10 protein-coding genes are annotated in these 12,485 nt (G+C 54.1%); 4 read left to right on the plus strand and 6 right to left on the minus strand.

What is annotated here, in order from left to right:
• Positions 1-56: 56 nt before the first annotated feature.
• From lolD (B3729_RS23745) to B3729_RS23760, 4 genes are read right to left on the minus strand one after another with little or no spacing between them, the layout of a single operon-like run.
• On the minus strand, positions 57-740 hold the full coding sequence (lolD, locus tag B3729_RS23745; RefSeq protein WP_286789174.1) for a lipoprotein-releasing ABC transporter ATP-binding protein LolD: 684 nt from the start codon (positions 738-740) through the stop codon (positions 57-59).
• Positions 733-1,977, minus strand: coding sequence for a lipoprotein-releasing ABC transporter permease subunit (locus B3729_RS23750; RefSeq protein ID WP_286789175.1), 1,245 nt, complete (start codon positions 1,975-1,977; stop codon positions 733-735). Before B3729_RS23750 ends, lolD (B3729_RS23745) begins: the two co-directional genes overlap by 8 nt.
• 34 nt (positions 1,978-2,011) lie before the next feature.
• Positions 2,012-2,695 (minus strand): lipoprotein-releasing ABC transporter ATP-binding protein LolD, encoded by a 684-nt coding sequence (gene lolD / locus B3729_RS23755; RefSeq protein ID WP_019365915.1) that lies wholly within the window; start codon positions 2,693-2,695, stop codon positions 2,012-2,014.
• Positions 2,688-3,944: a lipoprotein-releasing ABC transporter permease subunit gene (locus B3729_RS23760; RefSeq protein ID WP_037030120.1), complete on the minus strand. Its 1,257-nt coding sequence runs from the start codon at positions 3,942-3,944 to the stop codon at positions 2,688-2,690. The genes lolD (B3729_RS23755) and B3729_RS23760 overlap by 8 nt, the downstream gene beginning before the upstream one ends.
• Before the next feature lie 241 nt (positions 3,945-4,185).
• On the opposite strand from B3729_RS23760, the gene B3729_RS23765 reads away from it, so the two are divergent.
• The 3 genes from B3729_RS23765 to B3729_RS23775 are packed head-to-tail and all read left to right on the plus strand — an operon-like array spanning position 4,186 to position 5,794.
• Positions 4,186-4,761 (plus strand): PilZ domain-containing protein, encoded by a 576-nt coding sequence (locus B3729_RS23765; protein WP_286789176.1) that lies wholly within the window; start codon positions 4,186-4,188, stop codon positions 4,759-4,761.
• On the plus strand, positions 4,761-5,054 hold the full coding sequence (locus B3729_RS23770) for a hypothetical protein (protein ID WP_010797709.1): 294 nt from the start codon (positions 4,761-4,763) through the stop codon (positions 5,052-5,054). The genes B3729_RS23765 and B3729_RS23770 overlap by 1 nt, the downstream gene beginning before the upstream one ends.
• Entirely contained in the window at positions 5,051-5,794 is a 744-nt protein-coding gene (locus B3729_RS23775; protein WP_286789177.1) for a glycerophosphodiester phosphodiesterase, read from the plus strand. Before B3729_RS23770 ends, B3729_RS23775 begins: the two co-directional genes overlap by 4 nt.
• Here the strand turns inward: B3729_RS23775 and sthA are convergent.
• Together sthA and B3729_RS23785 are read right to left on the minus strand one after the other, a co-directional pair.
• Positions 5,791-7,185, minus strand: a complete 1,395-nt coding sequence (sthA, locus tag B3729_RS23780; protein WP_010797707.1) for a Si-specific NAD(P)(+) transhydrogenase — start codon at positions 7,183-7,185, stop codon at positions 5,791-5,793. The genes B3729_RS23775 and sthA overlap by 4 nt on opposite strands.
• A 207-nt stretch (positions 7,186-7,392) precedes the next feature.
• Positions 7,393-8,853 (minus strand): glyceraldehyde-3-phosphate dehydrogenase, encoded by a 1,461-nt coding sequence (locus tag B3729_RS23785; RefSeq protein ID WP_174588319.1) that lies wholly within the window; start codon positions 8,851-8,853, stop codon positions 7,393-7,395.
• 139 nt (positions 8,854-8,992) lie between these two features.
• Between B3729_RS23785 and mfd the strand changes: the two genes are divergently transcribed.
• Positions 8,993-12,442, plus strand: a complete 3,450-nt coding sequence (gene mfd, locus B3729_RS23790) for a transcription-repair coupling factor (RefSeq protein WP_197873073.1) — start codon at positions 8,993-8,995, stop codon at positions 12,440-12,442.
• The last annotated feature ends 43 nt before the right edge of the window (positions 12,443-12,485 follow it).

Here is a 12,485-nt window from a genome sequence, read left to right on the forward strand (position 1 = left end):
GACTCCGCTCCATCGAAGCCCAAGAACAACAACCCGGCATCCTGCCGGGTTCAACCTTATACGTCAGCCAATTGTCCGTCAGCTAATTTCAAACACCGATCCATCTGCGCTGCGAGCGCCAAATCATGCGTCACTATGAGGAAGGCTGTGCTCAGCGAGTCACTCAACTCAAGCATCAACTCTTGGATACTGTGTGCAGTATGCTGATCCAGATTGCCTGTAGGCTCGTCCAGCAAAACAACCTTGGGCTGATTGATAAGGGCCCTGGCTATCGCGACCCGCTGCCTTTCACCACCCGATAATTCAGCAGGCTTGTGACTCAACCGATGCCCCAGCCCCACCCGCTTAAGCAGTTGAGCGGCACGCTCCCGCGCCTCCGAGATCGGCGTAGCGCCAATAAGCAGCGGCATGCAGACGTTTTCCAATGCACTGAATTCCGGGAGCAAGTGATGAAACTGATAGACGAAGCCCATGGCACGATTGCGCAATAGACCGCGCGCTTTCTCACTCAGTCGGGAAAGCTCTTCGCCTGCCAACCAAACACCGCCCTGAGACGGTGTATCCAGGCCACCCAATAGGTTCAGTAATGTGGTTTTGCCTGAACCAGAGCTGCCTACAATGGAAATGCGCTCACCTGGCTGAAGGTCCAGATTGACCCCTGAAAGAACCTCGACGGTCTCAGGGCCTTCGACATAGCGTTTACCCAGATCAACGCAACGCAGCACGGCCTCGTTAATCATATCGCAATGCCTCGGCAGGCTCTGTGCGCGACGCACGCCAGGCAGGGTAAAGCGTAGCCAAAAAACTCATGCACAACGCGGCGCAACAGATTAGCGCTACATCTTCTAGCTGGAGCTCAGACGGCAGGTTACTGATGAAGTACATGTCAGAGCCAAATATCTTATGCCCGACAATACGTTCAAGGGCTGAAATCCACTGGCTTACATTAAGCGCAGCAATAACACCCAGGACACCGCCAACAAGCGTGCCGATAACTCCAATCACCGTCCCCTGCACCATGAAAACAAACATGATCTGGCGAGGCGTAGCGCCCAATGTACGCAAGATCGCAATATCTGCCTTCTTGTCGGCAACAACCATGATCAGCGTGGCGATGATGTTAAAGGCCGCTACCGCTACGATCAGTAGAAGCAGCAGACCAATCATGGTCTTTTCCATGTTCATTGCTTGGAACAGACTTCCCTGAGTACTGGTCCAGTCCTGCGACTGATAACCCGGCCCCATGGCATTAGCTACTTGACGGGAATACTGTGGCGCCTTGAACAGATCATCGAATGCCAGACGAACGCTCTGAACGAGCCCTGGCTCCCATCCTTTCAATGGAGCGGCGTCCGCTACATTGATAATCCCTAGGGAACCATCAAGCTCTGCACCGACCTTGAAGATACCTACCACAGTAAAGCGACGCATCCGTGGCGTGATGTTGCCTGCCGCAGAGGTTACCTCAGGGACGATAACGGTGACCTTGTCACCCATACCCAGCTGGAAGCGATGAGCTGTGATCTCGCCAATAACGATGCCAAACTCACCCGCCCTCAGGTTATCCAGCTGCCCTTGAACCATGCGATCACCGATGATCGAGACCTTGGGCTCCAGCTCAGGATCAACACCATCCACCAACAGCGGCTGCATGCGTCCGCGCTGGGATAGCATGCCCTGCAGCTGGGTATAGGGAACCGCAGCCAATACATGAGGCTGCTGCACCGCCTTGTCCGCTACGCTTTTCCAGTCCGAGAATGGCTGCTCTGCATTAATGGTTGCGTGAGGCACCATTCCCAGGATTCGGGTACGCATCTCCCGCTGAAAGCCGTTCATGACTGATAGCACCAAAATCATGGCCAATACGCCCAGCGTCAGCCCGATCATGGAGACCAGCGAGAAGAATGAGATAAACGATTTACGGCGCTTTGCCCGTGTATATCGCAATCCAATGAAAAGAGATAAAGGTCTGAACATTTCGCCTTACACTGTTTCAGGAGAAGAATGGCCGTCAGGCCGGAACCAGGCGGCCATCTTCCAGGCGCAGCGTACGATCCATCTGAGCGGCCAGCGACTGGTCGTGGGTTACTACAAGAAAGGACGTACGCAAGGACGTTGAAAGCTCAAGCATCATTTGCTGAATTCCATGGGCCGTGTGCTGATCCAGATTGCCTGTAGGCTCATCCAGCAAAACCAGCTTGGGCTCATTGACCAATGCACGTGCGATGGCTACCCGCTGGCGCTCGCCTCCGGATAACTCAGCCGGCTTATGGCTTAGTCGATGTCCCAGCCCCACCCGCTCCAGCAATGCAGAAGCTTTCCTGCGGGCTTCAGCTATCGACGTTCGACCGATAAGCAATGGCATGCAGACGTTTTCCAGTGCGCTGAACTCAGGGAGCAAGTGATGAAATTGATAAACGAAGCCCATGGCACGGTTACGCAACAGGCCGCGTGCCTTCTCATTGAGCGCCGAAAGCTCCTCCCCATCCAGCCATACACTGCCCTGACTTGGGGTGTCCAGTCCGCCCAACAGGTTCAGCAACGTAGTTTTTCCTGAACCGGAACTGCCTACGATCGAAACACGCTCGCCTGGAAGCAGCTCCAACTCTACGCCGGTCAGGACGTCGACCGTTTGCGGTCCCTCTTCGTAGCGCTTGCCCAGGTTCTGGCAACGCAGTACGGCTTTATCACTCATAACGCAACGCCTCGGCAGGCTGGGTGCGAGCAGCACTCCAGGAAGGGTACAGGGTGGCAAGGAAACTCAGCAGCAGCGAGGCACCACACACCCACAAGACATCATTGAGCTGCAACTGGGACGGCAAATAATTGATGAAATACACCTGAGCGTTCAGGAACTGATGTCCTGTCGTACGTTCCAGCCAAGCAATGAAGCCGCTGACATTAAGCGCAGCGACAACTCCCAAGGCGCAGCCAAGCAGGGTTCCGATTACGCCGATGAAAGTACCCTGAACCATGAAAACAAACATGATCTGGCGAGGCGTGGCACCCAACGTCCGTAAAATGGCAATGTCGGACGTCTTGTCAGTTACCACCATGACCAATGTCGAGATGATATTGAAGGCAGCTACCGCCACGATCAGAAGAAGGAGAAGGCCAATCATGGTCTTCTCCATACCGATGGCTTGATACAGGTTGCCATGGGTGCGAGTCCAATCACGTGCATAGAAGTCTTCGTTGTCACTTGCCAGCGACCGGACAATATCCCACGAAACCTGGGGTGCCTTGAACAAATCGTGCAGTTTCAGGCGGATGCCCTGGACCTGACTGGGCTGCCACCGCTGCAGGCGCGCCGCATCCTCAACATGGATCAGACCCACCGAACCATCCAGCTCTCCGGCCCCGACGCTAAAAATACCTACGACGGTAAGCCGCTTCATCCGGGGAAACATACCGGCAGGCGTCACGGCTACTTCCGGGGCGATATAGGTAACCTTATCACCCACTTTAACGCCCAGTTTCTGCGCAGCCAGCGTTCCGATAATAACGCCGAAACCGCCCGGTTTGAGATCCGTCAGCTTACCTTCACGCATGAAGTCACTGATGATCGAAACCTTCGGCTCCTCATCCGGATCAATGGCGTTGAGAAGTACGGTCTGAACGGCCTTGTCCTGGGTCAGCATGCCTTGCAGCTGGGTAAACGGCGCAACCGCGGCCACTTGAGGGTTTTTTCTGGCCTGATCGGCAATAGTCCGCCAATCATTAATCGGCTGGTAGGACTCTACAGTGGCATGGGGAATCATCCCCAGGACGCGGTCGCGCATTTCACGGTCGAATCCATTCATGACCGAAAGCACTACGATCATGACCAGCACACCCAGCGCCAGCCCAACCATGGAGGTCAGGGAAATAAATGAAACGAAGTGATTTCTTCGCTTGGCACGCACATAACGCATGCCGATGTAGATAGGTAGTGGTCTAAACATATCCAAGCTTAAGCAGGAATGGGACGCAAGCGAGTCCTTATGGACAAGGGAAACGGCAAACAATACAGAACTGGCCGTTATAGTCCCAAGCTCGACTACACTCATATATGCAGCGTTCGCCACTTCAGGCGGAGCGAATCCCTGTTGCTTCACAGCCCTGACGAAGCGCCAGCTTACAGACTGGCAAGCCCCCATCAGCAGGCATTACACTCAACGCTTCGATCATCGCCGTGGGTTTACCATGACCGCACTAGACGCGGATGAACGCCGCGAATACTATCGCATCACAGACTCGATCGCACTGGAAATCACCCCACTTGCCGGGACAGAACAATCCGCCACGCCTAATGTGTCACCTTTGTTCGATCTGCTAAGTGAAATGCATCTTCTGGAGTTCGAATCACAGCACCTTCTGCGTAGCGTCAATGAGCGCGACCGCCCAATTGCCGCCTGTATAAAGCTGCTCAACAAGCGAATCGATTTACTGGGTCAGGCACTGACCTGGAATTTGATTCATGAAGTCGGAGAACCCAGACCTGTCGTGCTGTCCGAGGGTGGCATCAGCTTTCAACATTCAGAGGCGTTTTCACTGGGTAGCCAGCTAAGCCTGCGCATGATACTGATGCCTCAGGCACTGGGCCTTGAATTGAAAGCTGAAGTGATTCACTGCCAGCCGGCTACGCCAGACAGTTATGAGATAGGCACCAGCTTCGTAGACATCAGCGATGCACAACGCCAGCTGCTTGCTCGGCATATCTTCAAGAAGCAGGCCCATGAGCGCCGTACGCTCAGAGCACAGCCCAAGGGTGAGCAATAGTGAACTACTGGCTGAGTTTTTTACTGTTGCTCGGCCCAACAGCTGTTTTCGCCGATACGCTCTCGATCCCTATTAGTCGTCAAGGTGACACCCACACGGCCCTGCCCCAACCTGGGCAACTTCGCACCGAGGTGCTGAATCGATTTGGTTTGCCGGACGAAGAACATCCAGCCGTAGGTAAGCCGCCCATTACTCGCTGGGACTATCGCGACTTCAGCGTCTATTTTGAGAATAACCGTGTCATTGATGCGGTTCGTGACCATCAGCCACTTAATCGCAGGGAAACGCCATGACAGTCATCTACGGCCATCGAGGAGCCAAAGGCGAGGCCCCGGAAAACACGCTAGCCAGCTTTGAGCAGTGCCTGCAGGTGGGCGTAACCCGCTGCGAGCTGGACCTCCACCTGTCCAGTGATGGAGAATTGATGGTCATTCACGACCCTACCCTCAAGCGTACTACGGGACGTCGAGGTAAGGTTGTCGAGTTGCCTGCCGATACGCTGGTTACCTACGACGCACGCTTGGCAGGTCCCTCATGGCCTCGACCCTGCCCTATTCCACGCCTTGAGGATCTTTTCAAGCAAGTGGATTTCGAGCATTGGCAGCTTGAAGTCAAAAGCGCTTCACGCGTCCGGGCTGCACGCACCATCAAAGCCATCGATGAGCTGGCGAAACGTTTCAATCTCAGCGATCGCATTACGGTAACGTCCAGCTCACGGGAAGTATTAAGGGCGCTTAACCGTGATACTCCCTGGCTTCAACGTGGGCTGGTGGCAGAATATGCCTGGCTGGATCCGCTGAAAGTGGCTGCTAACTACGGCTGCCATTTACTTGCGCTCAATTGGACGCTGTGCACCCCTGAGCGACTCTTGAAGGCCCAGCGCCAAGGCCTGCATGTATCGGTATGGACGGTAAATGAGCCTTCCTTGATGCGACGCCTAATCGACTTCGGTGCAGACAGTTTAATTACGGATTATCCAGCACTGGCCAGAACCGTGCTGGATGATCACAAACCACAGGCTAAGCCGGCTTAGAAAAGCCGGTTCAACCCATCAAAGGCAGCTACGCGGTACGCCTCAGCCATGGTGGGATAATTAAACGTCGTATTGATGAAGTACTTGATGTTATTGCCAGGACCTTTCTGGTTCATGATGGCTTGTCCGATGTGAAGAATCTCGGACGCCTGATCGCCAAAGCAGTGAACACCAAGGACTTCCAGAGTCTCGCGATGGAACAGGATTTTGAGCATGCCTACCGGCTCGCCTGAAATCTGCGCTCGCGCCATGCTTTTGAAGAACGCTTTGCCAACTTCGTAGGGTACTCTAGCCTGCGTCAAATCGCGCTCGTTTTTACCCAAAGAACTGATTTCGGGAATGGTATAAATTCCAGTAGGAATATCATCGACATAGCGCGCTGAATCATCATCCAGAATATTACCGGCAGCTGAACGACCTTGGTCAAACGCTGCACTGGCAAGGCTAGGCCAACCAATGACATCTCCAGCCGCCAGGATATTGGGGCAACTGGTGCGGTAATTCTCATCCACGTTAATCTGGCCGCGGCTGTTCACCTCGATACCAACATTCTCCAACGCCAGCTGGTCGGTATTGCCGGTGCGCCCGTTACACCACAGAAGCGCGTCAGCTCGCAGCTTCTTGCCTGACTTAAGGTGAAGAACGACCCCATGCTCCAGGCCTTCAATACGCTCATACTCTTCATTGTGACGAATGAGCACATTATTGGTGCGCAAGTGGTAGCTAAGCGCATCGGAGATTTCATCATCCAGGAAGCTCAGCAGCTGATCGCGCGTATCGATCAGATCGACGAGCACACCCAGGCCACTGAAGATGGAGGCGTATTCACACCCAATGACACCTGCTCCATAAATGATCAGGCGCCGTGGTGTATGGCTCAAGGTCAGGATGGTATCGCTGTCATAGACACGCGGGTGGGAGAAATCAACATCAGCTGGGCGATAAGGACGCGAGCCCGTTGCAATAACCACCTGCTTGCCAACCAGTTGTTCGGTACCGCCATTGGGATTTATGACGTTGATCGTGTGCTCGTCGATAAAGCTTGCGGTTCCGAAGTACACATCGACCCGGTTACGAGCAAAATAGGATGTGTGTGAATTAACCTGCTTTCCAATGACGCGCTCAGCACTCTTGAGCACGTCAGGAAAGGAAAACCAGCGAGGCTCGCCAATCGTGCGGAACATCGGATTATTGTTGAAATGGATGATCTGCTTGACTGAGTTACGCAGAGCCTTTGACGGAATGGTGCCAAGGTGAATGCAATTTCCACCGATGACCTGGCGACTGTCCACGACCGCCACCTTGCGTCCGTGCTTGGCTGCATTGATTGCAGCCCCCTCGCCTGCCGGGCCCGATCCCAGCACCACTACGTCATAGTTATAGACAGCCATGATTACTCCTCGAAAAAACGAACCGATCGCTCATGAGCGTCGAGCACATCATCACCGGCTCTACGGCAACCCGATTTAAGCGATGATCTCTATATAGGTTACACCTATCCTCTCGTTGCGACCTTTCGTCACACTAGAAAAGTTTTTTCAATTTAAAGCGATAAATAAAAACGGGAGCCTAAGCTCCCGTCTTCATATGAACAATGCTTAAACCGCTGGATAAGCCGGTGGGTTTACACCAGCCATTTCCTCAAGCACACGAACAACCTGGCAGCTATAGCCGAACTCGTTGTCGTACCACACATAGAGAACGACACGGTTATCGCTGCAAATGGTAGCACCTGCGTCTACTATGCCAGCATGACGAGAGCCAACGAAGTCGCTGGATACCACTTCAGGCGAGTTGACGAAATCGATCTGCTTGTGAAGATCAGAGTGCAGCGCCATATAACGCAGATAATCGTTGATCTCTTCCTTATTGGTGCCTTTTTCAAGGTTCAGGTTCAGGATAGCCATCGACACGTTGGGCGTTGGAACGCGAATGGCATTACCTGTCAGCTTGCCAGCCAATTCTGGCAGCGCCTTGGCGACCGCTTTGGCGGCGCCCGTCTCGGTAATCACCATGTTCAACGGTGCACTACGACCGCGACGATCACCTTTGTGGAAGTTGTCGATCAGGTTTTGATCATTGGTGAAGGAGTGAACCGTTTCTACATGACCGCTGATGATGCCGTACTTGTCATTGACGGCCTTCAGCACGGGCACGATAGCATTGGTGGTGCAGGAAGCCGCCGTAACAATGCTGTCTTCCGGGCTGATAGTGTTGTGGTTGATACCGTGAACGATGTTCTTGAGCGACCCCTTGCCAGGCGCCGTCAGCACAACACGCGCAGCACCCGGGCACTTCAGATGTTGCGACAGGCCTTCTGCATCACGCCATTTACCGGTGTTATCAACAATGATCGCATTATTGATACCGTACTGGGTGTAGTCGACTGTGGTCGGATCGTTGGAATAAATCACCTGAATCAAGGTGCCATTTGCACAAATTGTGTTGTTGGTCTCGTCAACGGTGATGGTGCCTTCAAAGGAGCCATGTACCGAGTCGCGACGCAACAGGCTGGCGCGCTTGACCAGATCGTTTTCAGCGCCTTTACGCACCACAATGGCACGTAGACGCAGGCCATCGCCGCTTCCAGAGTGCTCGATAAGGATACGTGCAAGCAAACGTCCGATACGGCCAAAGCCATACAGAACCACATCGGTTCCCTGGCGCTTTTCGGTGCCCTGCTTACCTACAACGGCAGCCAGTTCTTCGCGTAGGAACTCTTTTAGATCACGCCCTGCCCCCGCCTGCTTGAATTTCAAGCTCAGACGCGCCAAATCAATGGAAGCGGCACCTAGCTCAAGTTCACTAATAGCCTTAAGCAGCGGATAGGTATCGTGTACAGACAATGCGACATCATCGACCTGACGTGCAAAGCGATGCGCCTTGAGAATGGCGATCACTGAACGATTAACCAAACCACGCCCATATATAGAGGTCACAACATTATTATTACGGTAGAGCTGACCGATCAGCGGAATCATTGCCTCCGCAATCGCCTCACGATCGATCCATTCACCAAGACACTGGTCGGAGTTCTGACTCACGGTGATACCTTCCATATGTAGGGGCTAACAAAAGGAACTACATTATGACCGCACCTGCCTGAACCGGCAATCTTCGCGCGTCGATGCACTGACAGCGAGACGAGACCGTCGTTACAATCCCAACTCAGATTTTTTTCAACGGAGCCTAACCAGCGTGCCCGTTTTGCGCATTCCATCAATTCCTGATACCGCCGGACGACAGCATTGGGGAAATCTCCCCGGAGCCGCGCTAAGTCTGGCTATTGCCGAGGCTGCAAGCGCTGCCAGCCAACGCTTCACCCTACTTTTAACGCCGGACAGCCAGAGCGCCGAACGCCTGGAGCAAGAACTGCGCTTCTTTGCCCCGAGGCTTCCCGTACTGCATTTCCCTGATTGGGAAACGTTGCCTTACGATATTTTCTCGCCGCATCAAGACATTATTTCCCAACGTGTAGCGGCGCTCTATCGTCTACCAGAGCTTGATCACGGCATTTTGGTAGTGCCTATCGCAACAGCCCTACATCGTATGGCACCTACACGCTTCCTGTTAGGCAGCAGTCTTGTGCTGGATGTGGGACAACGTCTGGATGTAGAGGCTACGCGGGCTCGCCTGGAGGCAGCCGGATACCGCTATGTCGATACCGTCTACGAGCATGGCGAATTTACAGTCCGTGGAGCACTGATTGATCTCTTCCCGATGGGCAGTAGTCTCCCGTACCGAATCGACTTATTCGATGACGAAATTGAGACATTACGCACATTTGATCCAGAGACGCAGCGATCAATCGACAAGGTAGATTCGATCCGACTGCTTCCTGCTCGAGAATTTCCGCTGCATAAAGAAGCCGTCACAGGGTTCAGGGCGCGCTTTCGAGAGCGTTTTGATGTGGATTATCGTCGCAGCCCTCTTTACCAGGATCTGGCGAGTGGCTTGACGCCTGCGGGCATCGAGTATTACTTGCCGCTGTTCTTTGATGAGACGTCGACGCTGTTTGATTACCTGCCCCAGAGCGCACAGGTTTTTTCGTTACCAGGCATCGAGCAGGCATCTGAACAGTTCTGGACGGACGTACGGACCCGTTACGAAGACCGTCGCGTTGACCCGGAGCGTCCTCTATTACCACCGGCTGAAGTTTTCCTCCCGGTAGAAGAGTGCTTCGCTCGTCTCAAGCAATGGCCACGCATTGTTATCAGTAGCGATGATATCGAGCCGGGTGTGGGTCGTGAGCGTTTTTCAGCGCGGCCTCTGCCCAATCTTGCCATTGAGGCCAAGGCTAATCAGCCATTGGCGGCCTTGCAAAATTTCTTGGCTGAGTTTGATGGACGCATCCTGTTTACAGCAGAATCCGCCGGCCGTCGGGAGGTGCTGCTTGAGTTGCTGGCACGTATCAACCTGCGTCCTACATCGGTCGAGGGATGGGAAGATTTTCAGGAAACTGACGAGCGCCTGTCGATTACAGTCGCGCCGCTCGACGAAGGCTTGCTACTCGAAAAACCCGATGTAGCCCTCATTGCCGAAAGTCCGTTGTTTGGTCAGCGCATCATGCAGCGTCGTCGCCGGGAAAAGCGCAACGAGCATGGTGACAACGTCGTCAAGAACCTGACCGAGCTACGCGAGGGCGCGCCGGTCGTGCATATTGACCACGGCGTTGGGCGTTATATGGGTCTGGTAACGCTTGAGTTGGAGGGCCAGGCGCAAGAATTTCTACTATTGGAATATGCAGACGAAGCGAAGCTCTATGTTCCGGTTGCCAACCTGCACCTGATTGCCCGTTATTCAGGCGCTGACGACGCGCTTGCTCCACTACACAAACTAGGTTCTGAAACCTGGCAGAAAGCCAAACGCAAGGCAGCTGAGCAGGTGCGCGATGTTGCCGCCGAACTGCTGGATGTATATGCCCGTCGAGCCGCTCGGGAAGGATTTGCGTTTACTGATCCCAAGGCGGATTACGAAACCTTCGCAGCAGGCTTTCCGTTTGAAGAAACACCTGACCAGCAAGTTACTATCGATGCTGTACTCAAGGATATGCTGTCAGGCAAGCCCATGGATCGTCTGGTCTGCGGCGATGTAGGCTTTGGCAAGACCGAAGTCGCCATGCGGGCGGCGTTTGTAGCGGTACACAGCGGCAAGCAGGTGGCCGTCCTGGTTCCTACAACACTGTTGGCGCAGCAGCATTACAACAGCTTTCGCGACCGCTTTGCCGACTGGCCTGTGCGTGTCGAGGTGATGTCTCGCTTCAAGTCTGCCAAGGATGTTGAAAAGGCCGTACAGGAACTGGCTGACGGTAATATCGACATTATTATCGGCACACACAAACTGCTGCAGGACGACGTGAAGCTCAAGAATCTGGGACTCGTCATCATTGATGAGGAGCACCGATTCGGCGTGCGTCAGAAGGAGCAATTCAAAGCGCTACGTAGCGAAGTCGATATTCTGACCCTTACGGCCACACCGATTCCGCGCACGCTCAACATGGCTGTTGCAGGTATGCGCGATCTGTCCATCATCGCCACTCCGCCGGCTCGACGTTTGTCGGTCCGGACGTTCGTCATGGAGCAGCAGAACGCGGTTATCAAGGAAGCCCTTCTTCGCGAGCTGCTACGCGGCGGACAGGTCTACTACCTTCACAACGAAGTAAAGACCATTGAAAAGTGCGCCCGGGACCTTGCGGAGCTGGTGCCGGAGGCCCGTATTGGCATTGGTCATGGACAGATGCGCGAACGGGAACTGGAACAGGTCATGAGCGACTTCTACCACAAGCGCTTCAACGTGCTGGTAGCGTCAACTATTATCGAGACCGGTATCGACGTGCCCAGCGCCAATACCATCATTATCGAGCGTGCAGACAAGTTTGGCCTGGCGCAACTGCATCAGTTGCGTGGACGCGTGGGACGAAGTCACCACCAGGCGTATGCCTACCTGCTAACACCGCCACGAAAAAGCATGACGCCTGATGCTGAAAAACGTCTTGAGGCGATTGCTGGTGCGCAGGACCTGGGCGCAGGCTTCATTCTGGCCACCCATGACCTTGAAATACGGGGCGCCGGCGAACTCCTGGGCGAAGGTCAAAGCGGCCAGATCCAGGCTGTAGGCTTTACGCTGTACATGGAAATGCTGGAACGGGCGGTCAAGGCTATTCGCAAAGGTGAACAACCGAACCTGGAACAGCCCCTTGGCGGTGGTCCGGACATCAATCTGCGGGTACCTGCGCTCATTCCAGAGGACTATCTACCAGACGTCCATACTCGCCTGATTCTGTACAAGCGTATTGCTTCTGCAGCCGATGAAGATGCACTCAAGGAGCTACAGGTCGAGATGATTGACCGCTTTGGCCTTTTGCCCAATGCCGTCAAAAACCTGGTCCGCCTGACACTTATGAAGATCAAGGCAGAAGCCCTAGGTGTTGTGAAGGTTGATGCCGGCCCGCAAGGCGGTCGTATCGAGTTCACTCATGATACGAAGGTTGATCCGTTGGTACTGGTCAAAATGATACAAAGCCAGCCCAACAAGTATCGCCTTGAGGGTGCAACCATCTTTAAATTCCAGGTACCGATGGAGCGTCCTGAAGAGCGTTTCAATATCATTGAGGCACTTTTCGAGCGCTTGACCCCGGAAAACGTCTAGTCCAGGTAACCGGCCGGGCACTCAGGAGGTGCCCGGCCAGTCG

It is taken from the genome of Pseudomonas sp. UBA3149, assembly GCF_002364655.1.
GTDB classification, from domain to species: Bacteria; Pseudomonadota; Gammaproteobacteria; order Pseudomonadales; family Pseudomonadaceae; genus Chryseomonas; species Chryseomonas luteola.

Excerpts from the sequence above, each read along its gene's own strand:
- B3729_RS23750 (WP_286789175.1), bottom strand. The coding sequence starts at position 1,977 with ATGTTCAGACCTTTATCTCTTTTCATTGGATTGCGATATACACGGGCA.
- lolD (WP_019365915.1), bottom strand. The coding sequence starts at position 2,695 with ATGAGTGATAAAGCCGTACTGCGTTGCCAGAACCTGGGCAAGCGCTAC.
- B3729_RS23785 (WP_174588319.1), bottom strand. The coding sequence starts at position 8,853 with ATGGAAGGTATCACCGTGAGTCAGAACTCCGACCAGTGTCTTGGTGAA.
- B3729_RS23765 (WP_286789176.1), top strand. The coding sequence starts at position 4,186 with ATGACCGCACTAGACGCGGATGAACGCCGCGAATACTATCGCATCACA.
- lolD (WP_286789174.1), bottom strand. The coding sequence starts at position 740 with ATGATTAACGAGGCCGTGCTGCGTTGCGTTGATCTGGGTAAACGCTAT.
- B3729_RS23775 (WP_286789177.1), top strand. The coding sequence starts at position 5,051 with ATGACAGTCATCTACGGCCATCGAGGAGCCAAAGGCGAGGCCCCGGAA.
- B3729_RS23760 (WP_037030120.1), bottom strand. The coding sequence starts at position 3,944 with ATGTTTAGACCACTACCTATCTACATCGGCATGCGTTATGTGCGTGCC.
- sthA (WP_010797707.1), bottom strand. The coding sequence starts at position 7,185 with ATGGCTGTCTATAACTATGACGTAGTGGTGCTGGGATCGGGCCCGGCA.